Source organism: Streptomyces sp. NPDC021115, from assembly GCF_044333065.1.
Taxonomy (GTDB): Bacteria; Actinomycetota; Actinomycetes; order Streptomycetales; family Streptomycetaceae; genus Streptomyces.
The window spans coordinates 502,963-525,848 of sequence record NZ_JBIRQF010000004.1 but is presented as its reverse complement, the minus strand read 5'-3'; the positions used below and the strand labels follow the sequence as shown (position 1 = coordinate 525,848).

At 70.4% G+C, this 22,886-nt stretch carries 27 protein-coding genes and 1 pseudogene; 19 read left to right on the top strand and 9 right to left on the bottom strand.

Going from position 1 to position 22,886, the window contains the following annotated elements; translation table 11 throughout:
* Window positions 1–184: 184 nt before the first annotated feature.
* The 4 genes and pseudogenes from ACH4TL_RS16405 (at window position 185) to ACH4TL_RS16390 (ending at window position 3,023) form a co-directional block, all read left to right on the top strand.
* Window positions 185–460, top strand: coding sequence for a hypothetical protein (locus tag ACH4TL_RS16405; protein ID WP_398314921.1), 276 nt, complete (start codon window positions 185–187; stop codon window positions 458–460).
* Window positions 461–706: 246 nt separating this feature from the next.
* Window positions 707–1,950 (top strand): annotated as a pseudogene (locus tag ACH4TL_RS16400) (PP2C family protein-serine/threonine phosphatase).
* A gap of 429 nt (window positions 1,951–2,379) precedes the next feature.
* Window positions 2,380–2,628 carry a hypothetical protein gene (locus tag ACH4TL_RS16395; protein WP_398314573.1) on the top strand — a complete coding sequence of 83 codons (249 nt, stop codon included), beginning with the start codon at window positions 2,380–2,382 and terminating at the stop codon, window positions 2,626–2,628.
* Window positions 2,625–3,023: a DNA-binding protein gene (locus ACH4TL_RS16390; RefSeq protein WP_398314571.1), complete on the top strand. Its 399-nt coding sequence runs from the start codon at window positions 2,625–2,627 to the stop codon at window positions 3,021–3,023. The genes ACH4TL_RS16395 and ACH4TL_RS16390 overlap by 4 nt, the downstream gene beginning before the upstream one ends.
* 342 nt (window positions 3,024–3,365) lie before the next feature.
* Here ACH4TL_RS16390 and ACH4TL_RS16385 read toward each other — a convergent pair whose 3' ends face one another.
* Window positions 3,366–4,856 (bottom strand): SulP family inorganic anion transporter, encoded by a 1,491-nt coding sequence (locus tag ACH4TL_RS16385; RefSeq protein WP_398314919.1) that lies wholly within the window; start codon window positions 4,854–4,856, stop codon window positions 3,366–3,368.
* A gap of 396 nt (window positions 4,857–5,252) precedes the next feature.
* Here ACH4TL_RS16385 and ACH4TL_RS16380 point away from each other — a divergent pair, with 396 nt between their 5' ends.
* From ACH4TL_RS16380 to ACH4TL_RS16370, 3 genes are all read left to right on the top strand, one after another.
* A complete protein-coding gene (locus ACH4TL_RS16380) occupies window positions 5,253–5,657 on the top strand; it encodes a MerR family transcriptional regulator (RefSeq protein ID WP_398314569.1) in 405 nt (134 codons plus the stop codon).
* A 188-nt stretch (window positions 5,658–5,845) separates the two neighbouring features.
* Window positions 5,846–6,115: a hypothetical protein gene (locus tag ACH4TL_RS16375; RefSeq protein ID WP_398314567.1), complete on the top strand. Its 270-nt coding sequence runs from the start codon at window positions 5,846–5,848 to the stop codon at window positions 6,113–6,115.
* Window positions 6,112–6,849: an alpha/beta hydrolase gene (locus ACH4TL_RS16370; protein ID WP_398314565.1), complete on the top strand. Its 738-nt coding sequence runs from the start codon at window positions 6,112–6,114 to the stop codon at window positions 6,847–6,849. Before ACH4TL_RS16375 ends, ACH4TL_RS16370 begins: the two co-directional genes overlap by 4 nt.
* Before the next feature lie 8 nt (window positions 6,850–6,857).
* Here ACH4TL_RS16370 and ACH4TL_RS16365 read toward each other — a convergent pair whose 3' ends face one another.
* Complete coding sequence (locus ACH4TL_RS16365; protein WP_398314563.1) at window positions 6,858–8,096, bottom strand: hypothetical protein; 1,239 nt, start codon at window positions 8,094–8,096, stop codon at window positions 6,858–6,860.
* Window positions 8,097–8,165: 69 nt separating this feature from the next.
* On the opposite strand from ACH4TL_RS16365, the gene ACH4TL_RS16360 reads away from it, so the two are divergent.
* The 3 genes from ACH4TL_RS16360 (at window position 8,166) to ACH4TL_RS16350 (ending at window position 9,394) form a co-directional block, all read left to right on the top strand.
* On the top strand, window positions 8,166–8,519 hold the full coding sequence (locus ACH4TL_RS16360; RefSeq protein WP_398314561.1) for a hypothetical protein: 354 nt from the start codon (window positions 8,166–8,168) through the stop codon (window positions 8,517–8,519).
* Between the two features lie 359 nt (window positions 8,520–8,878).
* Window positions 8,879–9,097 (top strand): twin-arginine translocase TatA/TatE family subunit, encoded by a 219-nt coding sequence (locus ACH4TL_RS16355; RefSeq protein WP_398314559.1) that lies wholly within the window; start codon window positions 8,879–8,881, stop codon window positions 9,095–9,097.
* 66 nt (window positions 9,098–9,163) lie between these two features.
* Entirely contained in the window at window positions 9,164–9,394 is a 231-nt protein-coding gene (locus tag ACH4TL_RS16350) for a hypothetical protein (protein WP_398314557.1), read from the top strand.
* Window positions 9,395–9,405: 11 nt separating this feature from the next.
* On the opposite strand, the gene tatA is transcribed toward ACH4TL_RS16350, so the two are convergent.
* Window positions 9,406–9,615, bottom strand: a complete 210-nt coding sequence (gene tatA / locus ACH4TL_RS16345) for a Sec-independent protein translocase subunit TatA (protein ID WP_398314555.1) — start codon at window positions 9,613–9,615, stop codon at window positions 9,406–9,408.
* 123 nt (window positions 9,616–9,738) lie between these two features.
* On the opposite strand from tatA, the gene ACH4TL_RS16340 reads away from it, so the two are divergent.
* Entirely contained in the window at window positions 9,739–11,250 is a 1,512-nt protein-coding gene (locus tag ACH4TL_RS16340; RefSeq protein ID WP_398314553.1) for an LCP family protein, read from the top strand.
* An 11-nt stretch (window positions 11,251–11,261) separates the two neighbouring features.
* On the opposite strand, the gene mgtA is transcribed toward ACH4TL_RS16340, so the two are convergent.
* The gene (gene mgtA / locus ACH4TL_RS16335) at window positions 11,262–13,919 is read right to left on the bottom strand and encodes a magnesium-translocating P-type ATPase (RefSeq protein WP_398314551.1); all 2,658 of its coding nucleotides are present in this window, start codon (window positions 13,917–13,919) and stop codon (window positions 11,262–11,264) included.
* Window positions 13,912–14,274, bottom strand: a complete 363-nt coding sequence (locus ACH4TL_RS16330; protein ID WP_398314549.1) for an ArsR/SmtB family transcription factor — start codon at window positions 14,272–14,274, stop codon at window positions 13,912–13,914. Before ACH4TL_RS16330 ends, mgtA begins: the two co-directional genes overlap by 8 nt.
* Before the next feature lie 111 nt (window positions 14,275–14,385).
* Here ACH4TL_RS16330 and ACH4TL_RS16325 point away from each other — a divergent pair, with 111 nt between their 5' ends.
* From ACH4TL_RS16325 to ACH4TL_RS16305, 5 genes are all read left to right on the top strand, one after another.
* The gene (locus tag ACH4TL_RS16325) at window positions 14,386–14,634 is read left to right on the top strand and encodes a hypothetical protein (protein WP_398314547.1); all 249 of its coding nucleotides are present in this window, start codon (window positions 14,386–14,388) and stop codon (window positions 14,632–14,634) included.
* Between the two features lie 136 nt (window positions 14,635–14,770).
* Complete coding sequence (locus ACH4TL_RS16320) at window positions 14,771–15,823, top strand: right-handed parallel beta-helix repeat-containing protein (RefSeq protein WP_398314545.1); 1,053 nt, start codon at window positions 14,771–14,773, stop codon at window positions 15,821–15,823.
* A 156-nt stretch (window positions 15,824–15,979) separates the two neighbouring features.
* A complete protein-coding gene (locus ACH4TL_RS16315) occupies window positions 15,980–16,201 on the top strand; it encodes a hypothetical protein (RefSeq protein WP_398314543.1) in 222 nt (73 codons plus the stop codon).
* Between the two features lie 57 nt (window positions 16,202–16,258).
* On the top strand, window positions 16,259–17,266 hold the full coding sequence (locus ACH4TL_RS16310) for a sporulation protein (RefSeq protein WP_398314542.1): 1,008 nt from the start codon (window positions 16,259–16,261) through the stop codon (window positions 17,264–17,266).
* 106 nt (window positions 17,267–17,372) lie between these two features.
* Entirely contained in the window at window positions 17,373–17,828 is a 456-nt protein-coding gene (locus ACH4TL_RS16305; RefSeq protein ID WP_398314540.1) for a tellurite resistance TerB family protein, read from the top strand.
* Between the two features lie 24 nt (window positions 17,829–17,852).
* Here ACH4TL_RS16305 and ACH4TL_RS16300 read toward each other — a convergent pair whose 3' ends face one another.
* Entirely contained in the window at window positions 17,853–18,791 is a 939-nt protein-coding gene (locus tag ACH4TL_RS16300; protein ID WP_398314538.1) for a M56 family metallopeptidase, read from the bottom strand.
* A 5-nt stretch (window positions 18,792–18,796) separates the two neighbouring features.
* Entirely contained in the window at window positions 18,797–19,270 is a 474-nt protein-coding gene (locus tag ACH4TL_RS16295; protein WP_398314536.1) for a BlaI/MecI/CopY family transcriptional regulator, read from the bottom strand.
* A 155-nt stretch (window positions 19,271–19,425) separates the two neighbouring features.
* Here ACH4TL_RS16295 and ACH4TL_RS16290 point away from each other — a divergent pair, with 155 nt between their 5' ends.
* The 3 genes from ACH4TL_RS16290 to ACH4TL_RS16280 are packed head-to-tail and all read left to right on the top strand — an operon-like array spanning window position 19,426 to window position 21,359.
* The gene (locus tag ACH4TL_RS16290) at window positions 19,426–20,001 is read left to right on the top strand and encodes a TerD family protein (RefSeq protein WP_398314534.1); all 576 of its coding nucleotides are present in this window, start codon (window positions 19,426–19,428) and stop codon (window positions 19,999–20,001) included.
* Between the two features lie 8 nt (window positions 20,002–20,009).
* Window positions 20,010–20,765, top strand: a complete 756-nt coding sequence (locus ACH4TL_RS16285) for a hypothetical protein (RefSeq protein ID WP_398314532.1) — start codon at window positions 20,010–20,012, stop codon at window positions 20,763–20,765.
* 12 nt (window positions 20,766–20,777) lie between these two features.
* Window positions 20,778–21,359 (top strand): TerD family protein, encoded by a 582-nt coding sequence (locus tag ACH4TL_RS16280; protein ID WP_398314530.1) that lies wholly within the window; start codon window positions 20,778–20,780, stop codon window positions 21,357–21,359.
* 21 nt (window positions 21,360–21,380) lie between these two features.
* Here the strand turns inward: ACH4TL_RS16280 and ACH4TL_RS16275 are convergent, their stop codons facing one another.
* Window positions 21,381–22,106, bottom strand: coding sequence for a DUF899 domain-containing protein (locus tag ACH4TL_RS16275; protein ID WP_398314528.1), 726 nt, complete (start codon window positions 22,104–22,106; stop codon window positions 21,381–21,383).
* Between the two features lie 157 nt (window positions 22,107–22,263).
* Entirely contained in the window at window positions 22,264–22,824 is a 561-nt protein-coding gene (locus tag ACH4TL_RS16270; RefSeq protein WP_398314526.1) for a DUF4232 domain-containing protein, read from the bottom strand.
* Window positions 22,825–22,886: the final 62 nt, after the last annotated feature.

Here is a 22,886-nt window from a genome sequence, read left to right as displayed (position 1 = left end):
CATGATCATGCTCGGAGTGCTGCTGATCCACCTGCTCAACGGCCAGCACAGCGAGCGGATCGCAGCCTTCCACTACAGCGATGCCCTGCCGGGGGTCGGCCGACGGAGCCGGAAGAGCCGACGGCCGGCAAGTCCGGCCGGAGGGCGCGAAGCGAGGCCCCACGCCCAGCGGCACGTCTTCCTGATGAACGGGGTCACCACGCAGCCACCGGAATCACCCCCGGCAGGGCGCGCCGAGGTGCGTATCGTCGCCGCGTCCCCCGAGGTCGCCCGTCAGGTCGCAGAGGTACTCCGTCGTTGTTTCGACGGCACCGAACAGCGGAGCTACCCCGCCGGCGCGGAAGGCGGCACCCGCCTCCATCTCACCGTGGACACCACGCACACGGCAGAGCCGGCGCGGTCCTGGCTGGTAGCAAGCCGGTCCTCCGGGCAGGACGCCACGCAGACGGACGAAGTCTGAAGGGATGCCCGCCGGCAGGCCCAAAAAGTCCCTCGTGCCGGAAAGATGCACCTGGCATAGCATGGTGAATGGGCCGGTTCACTCTCACGTGCAACCGACCCGAAAGGGCGGCCTCGGTGTTTCTGCGCCGGGGCCGTTGTGGGGAGAGCCTCGACTCCGGGGTGGCGGAGACAGCACGATCACAGTGCGGCAAGGAGCACAAATGCTCACCTCTGTGTGAGGGCGGTGCGGCGAAACGAGGTCGCCATGACAGAAGGTGAAGAGGACTTCCGCAAAGTCACGGTGGATCGGTCGGAGGGATTCGGTGAGCGGCTGCTGGGCGTGCTGCTGGACCGGGCTCACGAGATGCCGCCCCAGCTGATCGCGCCGCTGGTCGCGGAGGAAGTGGGCAGGATCGGCGGACGGGACGTCTCGATCCTCCTTCAGGACTACGACCAGCTGATACTGGCTCCCCTGCCGGGCATGAGACTCGTGGTCGGGGAGCCCGAGCGGATCGACGATTCCCAGGCCGGCAGGGCCTTTCTGAGCGCGACGACGGTGGAACAGCCACAGGCCGATGGCGTACGGGTGTTCCTGCCGCTGCTGGACGGCAGCGACGAGGTGGGGTACTGGCCGTCACCCTGAGCAGCGTCGATGACGACGACCGGCGGTTGCTGCGGCGCCTCGCCGGCCTGGTCGCCGACATGCTGGTCACCAAGAACAGCTATACCGATCAGTTCTTCCGGGCACGGCGCCGTGAGTCGATGAGCCTGGCCGCGGAGATCCAATGGTCACTGCTGTCCCCGCTGACCATGATCACACCGCAGGTCGCGGTGGCCGGAATCCTCGAGCCCGCCTACGACGTCGCGGGGGACAGCTTCGACTACGCCCTGAACGACAACATCCTGCACATGGCCGTCATCGATGCCATGGGCCACGGGCTGGACGCCGCCGTACTGGCCACCGTCGCCATCGGCGCCTACCGGCACGCCAGACGCGCCGATGTCGGGCTCGCCGAGCTGTACATGTTCATGGACAAGGCCATCGACGAGCAGTTCGGGCCCGACCACTTCGTCACGGCACAGATGATGCGCCTCGATATCGGAACCGGCCACCTGCAATGGGTCAACGCCGGTCACCCGGCGCCGCTGCTGATCCGCGACCACCGCGTCCTCCAGCCGCTGGAGAGCCCGGGCACCCTGCCCGTCGGCTTCGGCGGCGCCAACCCGCAGATCAGCGAGCAGGCGCTGGCCCGGGGCGACCGGATCCTCTTCTTCACCGACGGTCTCGTCGAGGAGCACCGCACCGGCGAAGAGCAGTTCGGCGAGGAGCGCCTGCGCGACTTCGTGGACCGCGCGGGGTGCGTGGGCGAAGGCGTACAAGAGATGGTGCGCGGCCTGTCCCACGCCCTGATGCGAGAACGGGGCGGGGTCACCACCGACGACGCGACCCTCTTCCTGGTCGAGTGGTGCGGGGGCTCCGCCGACCAGCTCGTCACGGTAGAGGTATGACCAGCATGTTCGCCCCTGGTGCTCGGGCTTGCGTCTGCAAGGCCGGCCTCGGACCGGGGTGGCCTCGCAGGCGACGCAGCCGCTGAACCGGCGGAAATGAAGAACGTGCCGCCATCCGCCGGCCTCGTGCCCTCTCCATGCCCTTCGCAGCGGTCAGCAGCGGTCATGGACGGGGCGATCAAGTCCACCCCCACACGCCCTGCCGGACACGTTTCACCTGGTCATCCGCACCACAGCCGCGAGAGCGTCGTTGATTCCCAAGCTCAGAGCGCGAGTTCGATTCTCGTCACCCGCTCCAGCACAAAGCCCCAGGCCAGCGGCCCGGGGCTTCTTTGCTGTCCGGCCCCCAAGCACCTCGCACCAGATCCGCACCAGAAGCCACCCCGGAACACCATCACACGGACACGCATACTGAAGTATGCTTGCTACATGTCCAGCACGACGCGCATCACCGTCACCCTGCCTACCGAGCAGGTCGACGAGTTGAGGAAGCTGACTGACAACGTCTCCGGCTACGTGGCCGAGGCAGTGGCCCGCCAGATCAGGCACCAGCTCCTCGGTGAGGACTTGCGCCGCCACCAGGAGGAGCACGGCGCCTTCACCGACGAGGAACTGGCCGAGGCCCGCGCCAAGATCCTCGGGCCCACCGGCCAGGCCCACCACACGGACGCCGCGTGACCCATATCGAGACGGTCGTCCTGGATTCACAAGGACTGTCCGCGTGGATCGCGCAGGACCGCGAACTCCTCGCGATGCTCCAGGTCTTCCACGAGATGGGGGCCGACACGGTGGTCGGCGCGAACACCATCGTGGAGGTCAGCCACAAGCGGATGAACTTCCCACGCCTGAACTGGACACTGTCACGCGTCAAAGTGGAACCGGTCACCACACACACAGCCAGAGCAGCAGCCGAACTCCTCAAGACGGCAGGACTGCACGGCCACAAATACGCGATCGACGCAACCGTCGCAGAAGCAGCCCTCCGCCAACCGGCCCCGGTAGCGCTCCTCACTTCCGACACGGACGACATGGCCAAACTCTGCGGCGACCGCGTACGTCTCATCGCACTGTAACGACGTCCGGGCACCAGCCCCTGACCGCGTCCCCGCCTACCAGGCATCAGCCATCAACTGATCCAGGACACACGTCAAGCGCCAGCGGTGAGTTACCACCTTCTCCACAGGTTGGACGGCGAGCCGCACGTGTTGAAAGTCGCGGTGGGGACGGCGGCGGTCGGGCTCGCGCACACGGTGCAAGCGCGCGCCGCCCGGCGCTGAGCCTGGGCCGCGACGACGACGTGTTCGACCTGATCGGCGCCATGTGAGCGTGCTGCGCCGGCGTCGGATACGCGGGCTCCCGCCGGCCGCACCGGCGGGTGTACTGCCCGTGCGGCCTTGCGGGGCGGGACGGTGTGGTCAGTGGCCGGCTGTGAGTTCGCCGCTGAGTTTGGCGTGGAGGTGGGCGCTGGGTTCGTTCAGGCCGGTGATCTCGACGGTCTTGCCACGCTGGGCGTACTTGGTCTCGATCGCGTCGAGGGCCGCGACGGAGGAGGCGTCCCACACGTGGGCGGCGGACAGGTCGATCACGACCTTGTCGGGGTCGGTGGCGTAATCGAACTGTCCCACCAGGTCGTTGGAGGAGGCGAAGAACAACTCGCCGGTGACCCGGTACACCACCGTGGCGTGGTCGGGGTCGGTCACGGCGGTGACCTCGGCGAGGCGGGCGACGCGCCTGGCGAAGACGACCATGGCGGTGACCGAGCCGACGACGACACCGATGGCCAGGTTGTGGGTGGCCACGACGACCGCGACGGTGACGGCCATGACGGCGATCTCCCCGGCGGGCATCCGCTTGAGGGTCTTCGGGGCGATGGAGTGCCAGTCGAAGGTGGTGAACGACACCATGACCATGACGGCGACCAGGGCGGCCATGGGGATGCCGGAGACGACCGGGCCGAAGACGACGCACAGCACCATCAGGAAGGAGCCCGCCAGGAACGTGGACAGGCGGGTGCGGGCGCCGGAGACCTTCACGTTGATCATCGTCTGGCCGATCATGGCGCAGCCGCCCATGCCGCCGAAGAGGCCGGTGACGATGTTGGCGATGCCCTGACCGATGGACTCGCGGGTCTTGCTGGAGCGGGTGTCGGTGATCTCGTCGACCAGTTTGGCGGTCATCAGCGACTCCATCAGGCCGACCAGCGCCATCGCGAAGGCGTACGGGGCGATGGTGGTGAGGGTGTCCAGGGTGAAGGGGACGTCGGGCAGGCCGGGCACCGGCAGGGAGGACGGTAGGTCTCCCTTGTCTCCGACGGTGGGGACCGCGATCCCGGCCCCGACCGTGACGACGGTGAGGATGACGATCGACACCAGCGGGGCCGGGACCACGGTGGTGACCTTCGGGAAGAACACCATCAGCACCAGACCGCCGACGAGCAGCGGATAGACGGCCCAGGGCACATCGGTCAGCTCGGGGAGCTGGGCCATGAAGATCAGGACGGCGAGGGAGTTGACGAAGCCGACCATCACCGAGCGGGGGACGAACCGCATCAGCTTCGCCACCCCCAGCGCGCCCAGCGCGATCTGGAACACCCCGGCGAGGATCACGGTGGCGACCAGGTAGCCCAGCCCGTGTTCGCGGTTCATCGGCGCGGTCACGAGCGCGACGGCGCCGGTCGCGGCGGAGATCATCGCCCGGCGCCCGCCGACGATCGAGATGGTGACGGCCATGGTGAAGGAGGCGAACAGGCCGATGGCCGGGTCCACTCCGGCGATGACCGAGAACGAGATCGCCTCGGGGATCAGCGCGAGCCCGACCACCAGCCCGCCCAGGATCTCGGTGCGCCAGACCGTCGGATCGTTCAGCCAGTCGGGCTTGAGGGCGCGCAGGCGGGCGGCCGGGGACACAGCGGAACCAGACAAGGGGAGTAAGAACCTCGTGCTCAGGCACGCCGCCTTTTCAGCAAGGCCGGGGCGTGCGGGGACGGCGCGGAGGCCGGACCGGCACCCGCGGACGGTCGCGTGCAGACGCGGACCGGTAGTCGAAGACGGGACGGATCGGAAGCGCGGATGCGGCCGGCCTCACGTCCAGGGGCAAGGCGTCACGGCGGGCAGGCCGCGGCGGCGGGCGGCATGGGCTCGCGCACGCGGTTCTCCTGCAAGAATCGAATCTTCGCCGGAGGCGCCATCGGCCCCGGCACGGCAACGGCAGGGCAGCACTGCGCGGCCCTTGCCACCAGAAACCCTACCCTAACGTTAGGGTAGGGATCAGCCGGGGACGAGAAGGGCCAAGGGATCACGGGCGTGGACGGCAAGCACATGCAGATCGGCGAAGTCGCCGCGCGGACCGAGCTGTCCCTGCGCACCATCCGGCACTACGAGGAGACCGGGCTCGTCGTCCCCTCCGCCCGCTCCCAGGGCGGCTTCCGCCTCTACACCGAGGCCGATGTCGCCCGTCTGATGGTCATCCGCCGCATGAAACCGCTCGGCTTCACCCTGGATCAGATGCGCGACCTGCTGGAGGCCACCGACCGCCTCGACTCCGGCGCCGAGCTGCCGCCCGGCGAACGGGAGGAACTGCTGGGCCGCGTACGCGGCTTCGAGGAGGCCGCGCAGCAGCGGGTGGCCGACCTGCGGACCCAACTGGCGCGCGCGGAAGAGTTCGCCGCAACGCTGGGCAAGCGCCTCACCTCGGCGCAGCGATCCTGACGACAGGGCTTCAGCCCGTCGATCGAGATCAAGGACAGCATGGAGTCGGCCACGCCAGCCCGGTCCGGCAGGTGGCGCATCATGCTGATACTTCGGCGGACAGACCGAAAAGCCCGGTGAGGTGATGGCGCCCCCTCCAGCCGCGGCCACGCGGACCAGCGCATCGGTGCCCGGTCGGCCGCCCGGCCATGCCGCTCACCGCCGCGTTCCAGGGACTGACCGCCCTGGCATTGAGCGGGGCGTTCTCCACCGAGCAAATCGAGGAGGGCCTGGCTGAGACGACCGCGGTCCTCGCGCTCGTCTCCTCCCTGGTGATGTCCTACCTTCTGAGCGGGCAGCGACTGCCGGAGAACCACCTGGCCGACCGTCCCGGATACGCCGAGTACACCGCCCGGGCCAGCGGCTTCTTCCCGCTGCCACCGCGCCGGGACGCACGCGAGGGAAGGACGGGACGATGACCAGGGCGTACGCACCCCACCGGCCGCTGGTCGTGCACACCGATCCCGCCGGGCCACGGGCCGCGGTGGTGCTGCTGCACGGAGGGAGGGCGGACGGCGTCGCCCCGCCCCCGCCGCTCAACCTGCCGGCCCTGCGGATGCGTCCCTTCCGCTCGGTGCTGTCCCGGGCACTGGGCGAAGACGGGCTGTTGCTCGCCTCCGTGCGCTACCGGTGCCAGGGATGGAACGGGCACCGCGCGGACGCCGCGCATGACGCCCGCGACGCCCTCGAAGAACTCGCTCGGCTCGCCCCCGACGTCCCGGTCGTCCTCGTCGGCCACTCCATGGGCGGACGCGCGGCGCTCCTGGCCGGAGGGCACCCCTCGGTGCTGGGCGTCGTCGCCCTCGCGCCGTGGTGTCCCCCGGGTGAGCCCGTCGCCCAGCTGCGCGGCAGGACCGTCGCCCTCCTGCACGACGAGCGGGACCGGATCACCGAGGCCGAAGGCTCCTGGCAGCTGGCCGGGCGGGCCCGCTCCGAAGGAGCCGAGGCCCACACGGTCACGATGCGACGCGGCGGCCACACCATGCTCCGCGACGCCCGCCGCTGGCACCGGCTCACCGCGGACCTCACCGCGGCCATCCTGGGCCGGACCCCGCTGCCGCCCCACGGCACCACGTGCGGCTGCCTCGCGGGTCTTCCCACCCGCGAGGCAGCCACCGGCCCCGGCGCAGACCCGCCGGGCAAGGCACCCTGAGCTGTTCGTCACTGGCGCCCGTCGCTCCGCAACAGAGGATCACTTCGCGCGGGCAGCGCGTCGGCGGACCCGCCGCTCATGCGCAGCCGCTCGGCCAGGAGGGGCAGCCCGACGACGACGATCAGCCAGACCTGCACGTAAAGCCTGTCGCCCTCCATCGCCAGCGGGTGGGCCGCGGCCGTCAGCAGGCCCGTACCGCCCACGGCGAGCAGGCAGAGCGCGATGGGCACCGACCGGCTCATCACGCCCCAGGCACCCAGCACCAGGAGGAAGAGCAGGGAGGGAGCCAACGCCTCTCTCTGCAGCCACTGCCACCAGTAGTTGACGTCGAGCCGGATCAGCAGCCGCCAGGGGTGGGTGACTTCGGAATACGTCCAGTGGAGGGAGAAGGTGTCCTGGAGCGAAGCCTCCAGTCCGGGCAACCGGAGCACCCTGCTCATCGCGAAGGCGACCAGGGACTCGAAGAGCGAGACGACGAGCAGGCAGCGCGTGCCCTTGTGCCGGGCCTGTGGAACGAACATCAGCGCCATGGCGCTCGCCGCCACCAGGCACGGCCCCACCAGGGCGAAGCTCGAGTACTTGACCGCGAAACCCAGCGCGAAGGCCCCCGCGGACAGCAGGGCCCCCGCCGCCCACCGCCCCTGGTACAGCCACACCGCACCGAGCAGCATGGCCACCATGAGGGCAAGCACCGGCCCCTCCGTCATGGGCCGGCTGCCCCAAAGCCCGATGGGCGTGACGTAGTACAGGCACTGACCGAGCCATGCCGCCGAGGGCGGTGCGCGCAGCGCGCGCAGGAGCACCAGGACCAACAGCCCTCCGAGCGCCGTGAACCCCAGGGCGACGATCGTCAGCCCCGCCTTGGCCCCCAGGAGCCAGACGAACGGCGCGGCCATCAGCGGATAGGCGGGACGGGCGTGAAAGAGCGCCTCGTACCGCGGATCGCTGGGGTTGAGACCCTTCGCATACTGAGCCAGGCACTCCTGGAAGTCCTGGCGGCGCACCGGGGACCGGAACGCGATCTGGTGCAGCATGCGGTTTCGCTGAAGCATGGCCGCGGTGTCCGCGCAGTAGGCCCGCAACGCCTTGTCCTGGGCTTCCCGGTGGGGAGCGCCCAAGAACTCGTACGCCGAGCGGGCGTAGCGGTATGAGTCGTTGGCGAAGCGCGTGCCGGGATAAGCGAAGACGTGCAACAACACGAAGACGGCGACCGTCAGTAACGGGACGATCTTGTGTATTCGACCCATGACGCCACCCTAAATGCACACAAACAGGGCAACATCTTCGGATCGTCCACCAGGGTCTTCCTGCGGATCATGGCGGCGACCGCGCTCGTGTCACCCGGCAGGCATGATGGCCCTGTGGGGCATCTTCCTGTCGACGTGCGTGCATCGCTCCGGTTGTTCGCCTTCTACCTCGCGAACGGCACGATTGACGTCGACCTCCTCGACGGCATCGATTACCGGCCCGCGCTCTTCCGGTTCGGCTCTGCCCTGGAGCAGGTTTTCGCGATCTACGGCAACGTACTGGAGGTCGACGAGAACGGGTGTGTGCTCAACGACGGAGAGGCGCAGTACCGCGCCGCCCAGTGGATCCGCGCCCATTGCGACCCGAGCTACCAGGTCGAGCCACCGTTCCAGGCATGGGAAACCGAACTCCACGGGCCTTGAACGGCCGGCTCACGAGGTCGTCACCCGCTCCGCCCCGCCGCTTGGCGGGCAGGGGGCGGTGCGGCCTGGGCCAGGTCGTGTTCGAGGGCGTCCAGGGCGCGGCGGGCTGCCGTGATGCGCTCCAGCAGCACGCGTTGGTCCTCCGGTTCGGGAGGGGTCCGCGGGCCTGGCGCGGGGTCCTCCTGGGCAGGGGCGGTATGGCGGTCGTCTGGTCGTGCTGCTCCGGCATCCTGCTGCCCTGCTCCTCGGCTCATACGGCGCTTCGCGACCAACCCGGCTGGAAGGAGACCTTGTTGGGCGATGACTCTTCAGGAGAGACTTCTACAGCACTGTAGATTGTCATGCGGAGGGCAGATCCGATGTTCGGCTTGAGCGAGCTGGCCGTGTTCCTCGTCGTCGCCATCGTGCTTCTCGGGATCAAGAAGCTGCCCGAGCTGACGCGTTCGGCGGGCAAGGCGGCCCGCATCTTCCGGAGCGAGACCAAGACGCTCACGAAGCGGGACTCCCAGGACGCGGCCCCCGGGCACGTGGTTTCCGGCACCGTCGTCGACCGGGACGAGCCCTCGCCGCGCTCCTGAGGCATCGGGAGCGGTGCGGTCGACGCCACCCGCGGGCGTCAATTGCGCAACCTTTAAACTGTCGGCATGGAGACGACCGGCATGACGGAATGGGAGACCGCGGTGCTCACCGGCGGCCCCGCGGACGGGCTGCGGATGAAGGTCGCCGGCCGCCCGCGCGTGATCCAGGTGACCCACCCCTGTGAGGTGGAGGCCGCGCCGCACGGTGTGCGCGCGGAAGCGGTGTACGTCTACCGCCGCCACCACGACGTGACCAGCGAACCGCTGCGTTACGGCTTCGACATCGCCAGCCCCTGAAGCTCAGGGGCTCAGGGGAGCGGGTCACCCTTGGCGGGAGGCGCCGGTTCGGCCTGCGCGCCGGCGCCGTCGTCCCTCATGGCCCTGGCCTCGTTCTTGAGGATGCGCATCGACCTGCCCAGCCCGCGGGCGACGTCGGGCAGCTTCTTCGAGCCGAACAGCACGATGATCGCGATGGCCACGATCAGCAGGTGCCAGGGCTCCAGTCCGTTGCGGAGCATTCCGTCCAACCCTTCTCTGCAATCTTTGCTAGATTGCGCAACTGTACAACTACGGGACGGGGTCAGGCGTCCCCTCCGCATGAGCCGGACGGATGAGGGCCCACGACGGATGAGGGCCTACGGATGACCACCACCAGCAAGCAGGCCGTCCCCTCACGCGCCCGACGCCGCCGCAAGCACGGCCCGCTGCGGATGGTGCTGCTCATCGTCCTGGCGGTGGCGGTACTCGGGACGGCCGGGCTGGGCTGGATCTACCTCAAGCTGAACGGCGACATCGATGTCTTCGACGGGGACGGCCTGTCCAAGAATCGCCCCGAGGCCGGTTCGTCCAAGGGCACGAACGTCCTGGTCATCGGCTCGGACGCGCGCACCGGCGGGAACAGCGCACTGGGCGGCGGCAGCAAGGACGACATAGGCCGCTCCGACACGGCGTTCCTGCTGCACGTCTACGCCGACCACGAGCACGCGATCGCGGTGTCCATCCCGCGCGACATGCTCGTCACCATCCCGTCGTGCAAGCTGCCCGACGGCACCTGGACCAAGCCCCAGGCCGACACGATGTTCAACGCGGCCTTCTCGGTCGGGCAGACGGAGAAGGGCAACCCGGCCTGCACGCAGAACACCGTGGAGGAGCTCACCGGCCTGCGCGTCGACCACACGGTCGTCGTCGACTTCAAGGGGTTCGCCAGCCTCACGGACGTGGTGGGCGGGGTGAAGGTGTGCCTGCCGGGCGACGTCTACGAGAAGGATCTCAGCCCCAGCCGCACCACCCGCGGCAGCCTGCTGTTCAAGAAGGGCGAGCAGAACGTCTCGGGGCAGAGGGCCCTGGACTACGTCCGCCTCCGGCACGGCATCGGCGACGGCTCCGACATAGGGCGGATCAAGCGCCAGCAGGCGTTCGTCTCCAGCCTCCTCAAGAAGATCAAGAGCGACGGGTTCACGCCGACGAAACTGCTGCCGCTCGCCGACGCCGCCACCAAGTCCATGACGGTCGACCCGGGCCTGGGCTCGGCGCAGAAGCTGATCTCGTTCGCGATGTCACTCAAGGACGTCGACCTGCACAACACCAAGTTCGTCACCCTCCCCTGGCGTTACCAGGGCTCGCGCGTCGCGCTCCGCGAGCCGGACGCGTCCGACCTGTGGGCCGCCCTCAAGGCCGACCGCACGGTCGACGGTCACGACGCCAGCGGCAAGAAGCGCACCGGCGCGGCGTCCGCCTCCGCATCCGCCTCCGCGTCGCCGAGCCCCGGCGAGAACGTCTCCGGGGACGGTATCGATGTCGCGGTCTACAACGGCACGACCACCGGCGGCCTGGCATCCACGGCTGCCGCCACCCTCACCGACCACGGCTTCACGGTCACCGGCACCGCCAACGCGAGCAGCCAGGAGCACGCCACCACAGTCGTCCAGTACGGCGTGGGCAAGCAGAGCCAGGCCGAGACGGTCGCCGAGCTCTTCCCCGGCGCCCGGCTGGAGTCGATCGGCGGATCAGGCATCAACGTGGTCGTGGGTGCTTCCTACGCCGACAAGGGTCCCTCGGCCACGTCGACCGCCGTCCCCGGTTCCGTGGCGGACGACGCCCGCTCCGCCGACGACGACCCGTGCTCCGACCTGTCGTACGGGGCCGGTGGCTGACGGGCCCCGGGCTACGCACACCGTCGTTCGTGACGCGCCCTCGCCGCCAGCAGCGCGGCGGCATACAGCACCAGGACCGCCGCGAGCAGCGGGTAGTACACGCCCGGCAGCGCGGTCAGGCCGAGCAGCGGGCCGAGCGGGGAAGGCGGGAGCAGCACGCCGATGACGGCCAGCGCCGCCGCGGCGCAGGCGATCGGGCCTGGTCCGCGCCCCTCGGCGCCGCGGCGGCCGAGGGGCAGAAGCAGCATCACCAGGGCCTGGGTGAGCAGGTTCTCGGTGAACCAGCCCGAGTGGAACACCGCCTTGTCGTCCCCCGTGCCCGGTCCGTGCAGGGCGAGCGCGAGGACGCCGAAGGTGGCGAGGTCGGCGACGGCGTTGAGCACCCCGAACCCGGTGATGAACGGCAGCAGGTCGCGCGGGCGCAGCACGGTCGGGCGGCGCAGCACCGAGGGGTGCGGGCGGTCGTGGGCGAAGGCGAGCTGGGCCGCGTCGAAGCACAGGTTCTGGGTCAGGACCTGGGTCGGCAGCATCGGCAGGAAGGGCAGGAGCAGTCCCGCGGCGAGCATCGCGATGACGTTGCCGAGGTTCGAGGACAGCGTGACGCGCAGATACGTGGCGATGTTGCCGCTCGCGTGCCGTCCCGCGCCGATGGCGTGGGCGATCGCGGTCAGGTCCTTGTCGGCGAGCACCACGTCGGCGCCCTCGCGGGCCACGTCGGCGGCGTTGCGCGGGGCGATGCCGACGTCGGCGGTGCGCAGGGCGGGCAGGTCGTTCACCCCGTCGCCGAGGAAGCCCACGGTGTGCCCGGCGGCCCGCAGGGCACGCGCGATGCGGGCCTTGTGCTCGGGGGTGCAGCGGGCGAAGACGGTCGTACGGACGGCGAGGTCGCGGAGTTCGGCGTCGGTGAGGCCGTCGAGGCGGTCGGCGGTGAGCACCCCGTCCTCGGTGACGGGAATGCCGAGGTCGCGGCAGGCCCGGACGGCGGTGCCCGGGTGGTCGCCGGTGAGGATCTTGACGCTGACGCCCTGCCCCGTGAGGACTTCCAGCGCGTCGGCGGCGGTGGGAGCGAGCGCGTCCCGCAGGGTGATCAGGCCGCGGAAGCCGAGGCCGCGTTCGTCGGCCGGGGTGTAGTCACGGGCGCGCGCCGGGCGTTCGGCGGTGGCGACCGCCAGGACGCGCAGACCGTCGTCGGCCTGCCGGTCGGCGAGGCCTCGGAGCCGCTCGCGCTCGTCCTCGGACAGGGCGCAGCGCTGGAGGACGGCCTCGACGTCCCCCTTGACGACCAGGGTGTCGCGGCCGAGGCGGCCGGGGGTGCGGACAACGGCGGTGGCGAGACGGCGGAGCGGGTCGAAGGGGAGGGCCGCGGTCCCGTCGTACGCCATGAGCGCGTCCTCGTCGGCCGCGTCCAGGATCGCCTCGTCGAGGGCGTCGGGTGTCGGCAGGTCGGCGAGTTGCAGGGTCCACCAGGCGTTCACGGCGGCCCAGCGCAGGACCTCGGGGTCGTCCCGGCCGTCCGGGCCGAGCGAGCGGTGGACGACCGACCGGTCCTGGGTGAGGGTGCCGGTCTTGTCCAGACACAGCACGTCCACGGCGCCGATGTCGTGCAGCGCGGGCAGCCGCTTGACGATCACCCCGTGGGCCCGGGCCAGGAGCGACGCGCCGCGCGCCAGGCAGGTGGTGACGAGGACCGGCAGCATCTCGGGCGTCAGCCCGACGGCCACCGCGACCGCGAACGGCAGCGTCTCCAGACCGCGCCCGCGCAACGCCGCGTTGGCCATGAGGACCAGCGGCGGCGTGAGCAGCATGAACCGGATCAGGGCCCAGGAGATGCCGTGTACGGAACGGTCGAAGTCGCTCGTCTCCCGCCGGCCGGCGGAGCGGCCGTGTGCGGCGGCGAACCGCGTGTGCGCCCCGGTCGCGGTGACGATCGCGACGGCGCTGCCGGAGGCGACGCTGCTGCCCTGGAAGCACATCTGCGGCTGCTCGAACACCTCCCGGCCGGTCCCGCGGGGAAGGTCGTCCGCGCACTTCGCGACGGGGGCCGACTCGCCCGTCAGCGCGGCCTGGTGCACGGTCAGGCCGCTCGCCCGCAGCAGACGTACGTCCGCGAGGACCAGGTCCCCCGGGCCGAGGCGCACCACGTCGCCGGGTACCAGCTCGTCCGCCGGGACCTCGCGCGCGGTCGGCGCGCCGTCCTCGTCGGTGCGCCGCAGCACGGTGGCGGTGGTGGCGACCAGCTCGCGCAGCGCGACCATGGACCGGTCGGCCCGGTGCTCCCCGGAAGCCCTCAGTACGCAGCTCACCACGACCAGCAGGAGGATCACCGCGGCGGTGCCCCAGGCGAAGACGGCCGCCGAGACCAGCCCGAGGCACCCCAGCACCGCCGTGAACGGGTCGCGCAGGCTGCGGACGAACAGCCGCGGCCACGAGGGGTCGTGCCGGTCCGGGAGCGTGTTCTCCCCGAACCGGGCCAGGCGCTCCTCGGCCCGCGCTTCCGTCAGGCCGCGCGGTCCGCTGTCGAGGCTGCGCAGCACCTCGAGCATGGTCGGCGCGGAGGATTCCCCGCGATGTCCGTCGACGACACCCTGGTCGCTCCCGGGCGCCGGCGCGGCCACGGGATCAGGGTGCTCTGCGGCGTTCTGCTCCGAAGCCGCGGCAGTGTCAGTCACCGGTCCCGCGCAGTCGGTGTACCGGTGCGGAGGCTTGCTGGGAGCGTGCGGTGAGCTGCCCGACCATCACGCGCACCACGGTCACGATGTCGGGGTCGTCGACGTAATAGACCTGCCGTCGGCCCTCACGGCGGGAGCGCACGAGCCCGGCGAGCTTCAGCTTGGCCAGGTGCTGGCTGACCGCGGGCAGCGCACCGCCCACCCGGTCGGCGAGATGGGACACATCGCTCTCGCCCTGGGACAGGGTCCACATCAGGTGCAGCCGGGCCGACGAGGCGAGCAGCCCGAACGCGGCGGCCGCCTCCGCCAGAACCTCGGCGGACGGGTCCGCGTAGCCACCCACGTTCTCCGCCACAGTCTCTCCCGTCCCGCCCACATCACAGCCGACGCACATGCGCCCACCAAGTGTAGGTGCCCGGCCCCTCCGTCCCTGCGCTGCCGACGGTTCCAGTTCCCGGATTGCGCAATGCCGCCGCTGACCGCGCACCTGCTCGACCACGTGCCCACCGACCGTGCGGGCGTCGCCGGCGGAATCCTCAACACCGCGCGCCAGATCGGCGGTGCGCTGGCCGTCGCCGTCTTCGGCGCCCTGCTGGCGGACCACGCGAGCTTCCTGCACGGCCTGCGCACCAGCCTGATCATCACCGCCGTCGTGCTGGTGGCGGCCACCGCGGCCACCCCGCTGCTGGGGCGGCGGCACGGCATCGCCCCCTGACGGAGACGTGGCCGCGGTGCGTCCGGCCCGACGAGCCGGAACCGTTTGGCGGCACCCAGAGTGAGATTGTGATCACCTGTCGTTACAAATGAATCGTCATATGCCGCTTCACTTCAGCATTGAGGAAGGCGTAGCAATGAAGATCATTTTGCGCACCGGTGGCGTGATATCCGCGGTCGGCGTGGGACTGACCCTCGCGGCGGTACCGACCGGACCGGCCAGTGCCGCCCCGGAGACCCAGGTGCGGTGCAACGACATTCCCGGCCTGATCAGCGCGATCAACGACGCCAACACCAGCGGTGGCCGGATCAGACTGGCGTCGCACTGCACGTACACGCTGACCGCCGCCGACAACCCGGACGACGGCCTTCCGGAGATCACCGGCAATGTGACCATCTCCGGCCGCGACACCACCATTCGCCGCGACCCGGATGCGACGGACTCTTTCCGCATCTTCCATGTGGTGGACGGCGGCGTCCTCACCCTGAAGTCGCTCACGGTCAGCGGCGGCATCAGCCTGACCTTCGGCGGCGGCATCGCGAACGAGGGGGGCACGCTGAACCTGGACGACTCGGCCGTCAAGGGCAATCGCGCCGTCACCGGTGGCGGCATCGAAAACGACGGCGGAGAGCTCAACCTCGACCGCACCACCGTCGAGCGCAACACCGCGGCCAACTTCGGCGGCGGAATCAACAACGACGTAAACGGCACGATGACGATGAAGAGCGGGGCCCTGCTCAACAACCGGGCAGTCACCAACAACGGTGGCGGGCTGGAGAACAGAGTGGGCACCGCGACCCTGGAGTCCGTGTCGATCAGGGGCAACTCCGCCATTTTCGGCGGCGGCCTCCGCAATGTGAACCTCTCCACCCTGAACCTGAAGTCGACCACGGTCAGGGACAACATCGCCGAGCGGGGCGCGGGCCTGGCCAACAACGCCAGTACCGCCACGCTGGTCAGAAGCCTGGTCACCCGGAACATCGCGATCACCGCCGGTGGCGGCATCTACATCGAGGGAGACGCCGACACCACGCTCACCGACACCAGGGTCGTCAACAACAGGCCGGACAACTGCGCGCCCGAGGGCAGCGTCCCCGGCTGCACCAACCCCACCACCACCGTCGCCCCGCCGGCGTCGCACGACTCCCTCGTACCCGACCCCGACGCCGACCTCGAACAGCCCAAGTGAGCCACCGGGGCTGAAACGCACCACCTGCCCGACGGACAAGGCCCGGATCACCGACCCGGGCCTTGTTTCGTGCCCTATGCTTCTACACGCGTGTAGAAATACGGCATCACGCGCGCACTCACCCATTCTCCACACTCGCGCCCCGGGAGGGCAGGCATGGCTTCCATCGACCTCGACAAGGTGCTGGACAAGGCATGGGCCGACAAGGAGTTGGCGGAAATTCTCGCCGCTCCCGTATCGGCGCTCAAGGGCGTCTCCGACCGGCAGGGCGGCCTGTTGGAGGAGGCGTTCGGGATCACGACGGTCAAGGATCTGGCCGATCTGAAGTTCGCCCGCTGGGCCTCGGCCCTGGCCGCGCTCGACACCACCAGCAAGTAACCACAGGCGCACACAAGCAACCACAGGCGCATACGCACATAAGGAGTGGACGCCACCATGGTGTTCAAACGACTGCTCGGCTCACTCGGCGTCGGCGGGCCCACCGTGGACACCGTGCTGGAGGCGGGTCCGGTACGTCCCGGTGGGCCGCTGAGCGGGCAGGTCCACCTTCAGGGCGGCAAGGCGGATTTCGAGATCGAGGCCATCACCCTGGATCTCGTCGCGCGGGTCGAGGCCGAGCACGGGGACGAGGAGCGCGAAGGCGTCGTCGTCTTCGACCACTTCACGGTGGGCGGCGGATTCCGGCTCGGCGAGGGCGAGCAGCGCAGCCTGCCGTTCACCATCCACCTGCCGTGGGAGACGCCCGTCACCGAGCTGTACGGGCAGCCGCTGGGCATCGTGCTCGGGGTGCGTACCGGTCTCGAGGTGGCGGGCGCGAAGGACAAGGGCGACCTGGACCAGCTGACGGTGGGTCCGCTGCCCGCCCAGGAGGCCGTCCTGGAGGCGCTGGGGCAGCTCGGCTTCGGCTTCAAGTCCGCCGATCTGGAGCTGGGCCACGTCGGCGGTACGGGGCAGCGGTTGCCGTTCTACCAGGAGATCGAGCTCTCGCCCGCCCCGCAGTTCGCCCACGCCCTCAACGAGCTGGAGGTGACCTTCCTCGCGAACCCCGGCGGTCTCGACGTCGTCCTGGAGGCCGACAAGCGCGGCGGACTGTTCTCCGGAGGGCATGACGTCCTCACCCGCTTCACCGTCGGGCACGACGGCGTAGAGCAGCGCGACTGGAACGCGGAGGTCGACGCCTGGGTCCGGCAACTCGTCGAGCACCACGGCTCACATGGGTCCCACGGGTCCTACGGGTCCCATGGTTACGAGGGGACCTACGACCACGGCCACCACGACCACGGCCACAGCCACGGCCACGGGGAGCGGCGGTCCGGGCCCAGCACGGGGGCCATCGTCGGCGGTGTCGCGGCGGGCGTCGCGGTCGGCGTCGTCGGCGGCATGGTCGCGGCGGAGGTCGTCGACGAGATCGGCGACGCCTTCGAGGACGAAGACGAGGACTGAACCCCTCGGCCCACGGCCACTCTGCTAACTTCTACAGTGTTGTAGAAATAAGCCTGGGCCGGAACACGTCCGGCCCGGGCCCCTGACGACACGTTCGGAGTTGGTCATGGCCCTGTGGGACCGCATCAAGGAATCCGCATCGACGATGCAGAGCCAGCTGCTCGCCAAGAAGAACGACCTCAAGAGCGGCGCGTTCCGCGACGCCAGCATGGCGATGTGCGCCCTGGTGGCGGCGGCGGACGGCTCGATCGACCCGTCCGAGCGGCAGCGCGTCGCCCAGCTGATCGCCACCAACGAGGTGTTGCAGAACTTCCCCGCCGACGAACTGCGGTCGCGGTTCGACGACTACCTCGACAAGCTCACGGCGGACTTCGACTTCGGCAAGGTCAGCGTCCTCCAGGAGGTGGCCAAGGCGAAGAAGAAGCCCGCCGAGGCCCGCGCCGTCGTCCAGATCGGCATCGTCATCGGCGGCGCCGACGGCGACTTCGACAAGACCGAGCGGGCCGTGGTCCGCGAAGCCTGCTTCACCCTGGACCTGGACCCCGCCGAATTCGACGTGTAGAGCGCGGCAGCCCCATGGGGCCCGTCACAGCGGGGTCGCGGACTGGAGGACCCGGATCAGGGCGATCGCCGCGTTCGCCGAGGACAGCGCGGACGCGGCCGATCCGCCGGCGGCGACCCAGGCGGCCACGCCCGCCGCCGTGGCGGCCGGCGGCCAGTGACGGGCGGACGGCACCGGGCCCAGCAGCGCGGCCACCCGGCGCGGTACGGGTCCTGGCGCGGCGAAACCGGCCAGCGTCGGGGCGGGACTGCCACGGGAGACCAGCGCGGCCTTGCCGACCGCCCGGGCCACGACCCTACGGTCCGCCACCGCACCCGCCGCCTCCTCGTCCGCCCACCGCTCGGCGCAGTAGGCGACCGTGCCCCGCAGCGGGCGCAGCAGGGGGTTGGCCCGCGCCGCCAACTGGGCGGCCAGCAGATAGCGGTGGTGCCGTCCGGCGAGATGGGCCTGCTCATGGGCGATCAGGGCACGCCGCTCGGAGGCGTTCAGACAGGCGAGCATCGCGGTGGAGACGACGATCCGGCCGGGCCTGCCGGACGCGGCGGGCAGCGCGTACGCGTACGCCTCGTCGTCGGGCAGGGTGGTGACCGGCTCGTCGGGCAGCCCGGCGACCGCGTCCTGGGCGAGCCGCCGCGCCCGGCGGTGCCGCCGTACCGTAGCGGCGCAGCCGACGGCCACGGGGACGAGCGCGACGATGGCCGCCTTCCCGGCCACCTCGTCGAACGGCACCGCGGCCCGCACCTCGGGATCCGACCAGCCGTCCGGCAGCGGGTTGCCCGGCAGCTGGGCCGTGCCGACGACCACCAGCAGCACCAGGCACAGCGTGGAGGACACCGCGAGGACGCCTCCCACCAGCGACAACAGGCGGGTGGCGCTGCGCGGATGGAGATAGTGCTCGGCAAGCCGGGTGATCGGCAGTGCCGTTAAGGGCAGGACAAGGGGGAGAAAGACGAACACACCCAACGCGCTCAGTCTCCCTCCGCTTCGTTCAACAGGTCTTCGTTCAACAGGTCTTCGTTCAACACGTCGGTCAGCAGGTCACGCAGCAGCCGCTCGTCGTCGGCCGTCAGGCTTGTGACGAAGCTGGCCAGCACCGCGCCCCGGTCGTCCTGGCCGTCCAGGACCCGGCGCATGCGCAGCGCCGCGAGCCCCGCCTCGTCCGACTGGGCCTGCCAGACGAACGACCGGCCCACCCGCTCCCGGGTCACGGCCTGCTTCGCCTGGAGCCGGGACAGGATGGTCATGACGGTGGTGTAGGCGAGGTCGCCGTCCAGCCGCTCCTGCACCCAGGCGGCCGTCACGGGGCCCTCGGCCTGCTGGAGCACGGCCAGCACCTGCGCCTCCAGCTCGCCCTGCCCGCGCCGGCGCGGATGCGGGTCGCCCTTGCCCTGGTCTCCGCCCCGGTCTTCGTCCGGGTCTCTGTCCTGGTCTCTCAATGCCATCTCCCTCCGCCACGCCGCTCACAACCAGCCGTCTGGTGACGGTACAGGGTCGGCGACGCCCCTCCGCCCACCCACTTACTTCTACAGTGCTGTAGATTTTCTCTCGTCCGGACCCAATCGCTTCAGATCGCTTCAGATCGCTTCAGGAGGATGTCGTGGGAGTTTCCCTGTCCAAAGGCGGCAACGTCTCGCTCAGCAAGGAGGCGCCGGGCCTGACCGCGGTCCTGGTCGGCCTGGGCTGGGACGTACGGACGACCACCGGCGCCGACTACGACCTCGACGCCAGCGCCCTGCTGTGCGACGAGGCCGGGAAGGTCGTCTCCGACCGGCACTTCGTCTTCTACAACAACCTCACCAGCCCCGACGGTTCGGTCGAGCACACCGGCGACAACCTCACCGGTGAGGGCGAGGGCGACGACGAGTCGGTCAAGGTGAACCTCGCGTCGGTGCCCGCCGACGTCACCCGGATCGTCTTTCCCGTCTCCATCCACGACGCCCAGAGCCGTGGCCAGAGCTTCGGCCAGGTCCGTAACGCCTTCATCCGGGTGGTCAACCAGGCCGACAACGCCGAACTCGCCCGCTACGACCTCAGCGAGGACGCCGCGACCGAGACCGCGATGGTCTTCGGCGAGCTGTACCGCAACGGCGCGGAGTGGAAGTTCCGCGCGGTCGGCCAGGGGTACGCCTCGGGCCTCGCGGGCATCGCCTCCGACTTCGGCGTCAACCTCTGACCACCGACATGGACGGCACCTCGCCCGCGTTACGGCCGGAGGACGAACCCGACTTCGAGCGGGTGCTGCGGCAGGCGCTGCACACCCCGGAGATCCGCGCCGCGCTGCGGCGGCACGGCGGCTCCGCCGGGGGTGTGGCGGCCGAGCGGCTACGGGCCCGGGCGCGCGCCGAGCGCCCGGCCATCGCCGCGGCAGCCGCCCCGGAGTACCGCGCCTTTCTGCGGCTGCGCGCGGCGGGGGCGGCCGACACGCCTACCGGCGGGGTGCCGTCCGCCGCGCCGTCCGCAGTGGCTTCCGCAGTGGCGGGCGTGCGCGGGCTGCTGCCCGCGTTCGCGGTCCTGGTGCCCGTGCTGGCCGCGGCCGCGACCGCCGTCTTCCTGCTCCTCGGCTACGTGCTGGGGCTCGGCCGCTCGGGGAGCGAGCTGGGCGACGCGCTGCTGACCGCGGGGCAGACCGCCGCCGTGATCACGGCGGTGACGACGGCGGGCGGGGTGGCCTGGCTGCTCATCACCGCCGCCCGCCACCGCACCCCGGCGCCCGGCCCGCGTGATGGCGTCGCGGGCGCGGGCGGCGCGGCCGAGGCCCGCGAGACATGGCGGCGGACCCTCCTCGAACGCGGCGTCCTGCCCTTCCTGCGCGAGCAGCTCCACCAGGCCGCCGCGCCGAGCCCCCGCCCACGTCTCGGCTACTCCAGCCCGGACTACGCGGGCCCCGAATACACCGGCCCCGGCTTCACCGGGCCGACGTCCCCATCGAAGCGCTGAGAGAGGAAGCAGATGACCGTGAATCTGGCCAAGGGCCAGCAGATCAGCCTGAGCAAGCCCGACGGTGGAGCGCTCAGCGCGGTGCGCATGGGCCTGGGATGGCAGGCCGCGCCCCGCAAGGGCTTCTTCGCGCGCATGACCGCCCGCGACATCGACCTCGACGCCTCGGCGGTGCTGTTCTCCGGGCGGGGCGCCGTCGACGTGGTCTTCTTCCAGCACCTGACCAGCGACGACGGCTCCGTACGCCACACCGGCGACAACCTGGTCGGCGGCAGCGGCAAGGGCGCCGACGACGAGTCGATCCTGCTCGACCTGGAGCGGGTTCCGGCCCACGTCGATCAGATCGTCTTCACCGTGAACTCCTTCACCGGCCAGACCTTCGAGCAGGTGGAGAACGCGTTCTGCCGCCTGGTCGACGAGACCAACGGCCAGGAGATGGCCCGCTACACCCTCAGCGGCGGCGGCGACTACACCGCCCAGATCATGGCCAAGGTCCACCGCGTGAACGGCGCCTGGCAGATGTCGGCCATCGGCGCCCCCGCCACCGGTCAGACCTTCCAGGACCTGATGCCCGCCATCGCCCTGCACCTCTGACCGGGGCTGACAGCGCGCCTCTCAGTCGGGCAGGTGGCGGGGGCCGCGGCGGGTCTGTTCCAGCCATTCGGGGGCCGGTTCGGCGGCGTCGTAGGCGTCGTGCCAGTTCCACCAGTCGTACGGCGGGGTCTGGGGATAGCCCTCGGGGGAGTTCTCCCAGTTCTCCTGCCGTCCGAGGGCGGTCATGTCGAGGTAGCTCCAGGTGCTGCCGAGCGCCTCGTCGCCGCGGGCGTTGATGAAGTAGGTGCGGAACACGTGGTCGCCGTCGCGGATGAAGGCGTTCGTGCCGTGCCACTCGTTCACGTCGAAGTCGGCGTCGAAGTCGTCGGTGATCGTGTACCAGGGCATCGTCCAGCCCATCCGGGCCTTCAGGGCCTCGATGCTCTGCTGCGGCGCGCGCGAGGCGAAGACCAGGGTGGTGTCGCGGGCGTGCAGATGGGCGAGGTCGCCGACGTGGTCGGCCACCATGGAGCAGCCGCGGCAGGCGTGGTCGGGCCAGCCGAAGACGCCGGGCTCGAAGAAGGCGCGGTAGACGATCAGCTGACGGCGCCCCGCGAAGAGGCCGGGCAGGCCGACCGTGCCCTCGGGGCCCTCGAACGCGTACCTCTTCTCCACCGCCACCCACGGCATACGGCGGCGCTTGGCGGCCAGTGCGTCATGGGCGTGGGTCAGCTGCTTCTCCTCGACCAGCAGCTGCTGGCGTGCGTCCTCCCACTCCTGCGGCGAAACGATCGGGGGTGTCCTCATGGCGATCGTCCCCTTCCAGTCCGGAACGCGCTCCCTGCGTCCAGGGTCGGTCGCCGGGGGCGCGGGCGCACGCCGATGAGGGGAGAGCATCGCTCACTTGTTTGATTTACAGCGAAAAGCCCCAGGCCAGTGACTGGGGCTGTGCTTCGCGCGAAGGCTACTTGCCGCTGCCGACCGGGTCGACCTTGATGGCCGAATCGGTGCCGTCGGAGGCGGGGAGGTTGATGCTGGCGGGGACGGAGTGGGAGTGGGTCTCTCCGGGCGGGGTGACGAGGAGGCTGGTGAACGTCGCGCCGGTGCCGCCGGAGGTGTTCGGCGGGTAGGAGAGGGTGAAGCGGGTCTCCTCGCCGGACTTCACGCTGACCTTCTCCGGGGTGAGGTCGCTGCGGTCGGCACTGATCGAGCCGTCCTTGCCCTTGAGGTCGACGCCGGGGAAGCCCTGGAGGGTGCAGGTGGCGGACCCGTTGTTCTTGAGGTTGACGATGAGGGTGCCCTCGCCCATGCCGTGGGAGGTGCTGAAGCCGAGCTGCGAGGTCTTGCAGGCGCCGGAGCCGCCGCCACTCGCGCCGGTGCCGCCGGAGCCGGTGTCGGACTTCGCGTCGGCGGATGCGCTGCTGTCGCCCGAGCCCTTGGAGGAGGAGTCGCCCCCCTGGCAGGCGCTGAGCGAAAGCCCGGCCGCGACGGCCAGGGCGAGGAGGGAAAGCTTCTGAACGCGCATTATTTCTCTTTCAGGGCGGGGCTGTCCCGGAGCGCGCAGGGCACGTTCCGTTCAACGAACCC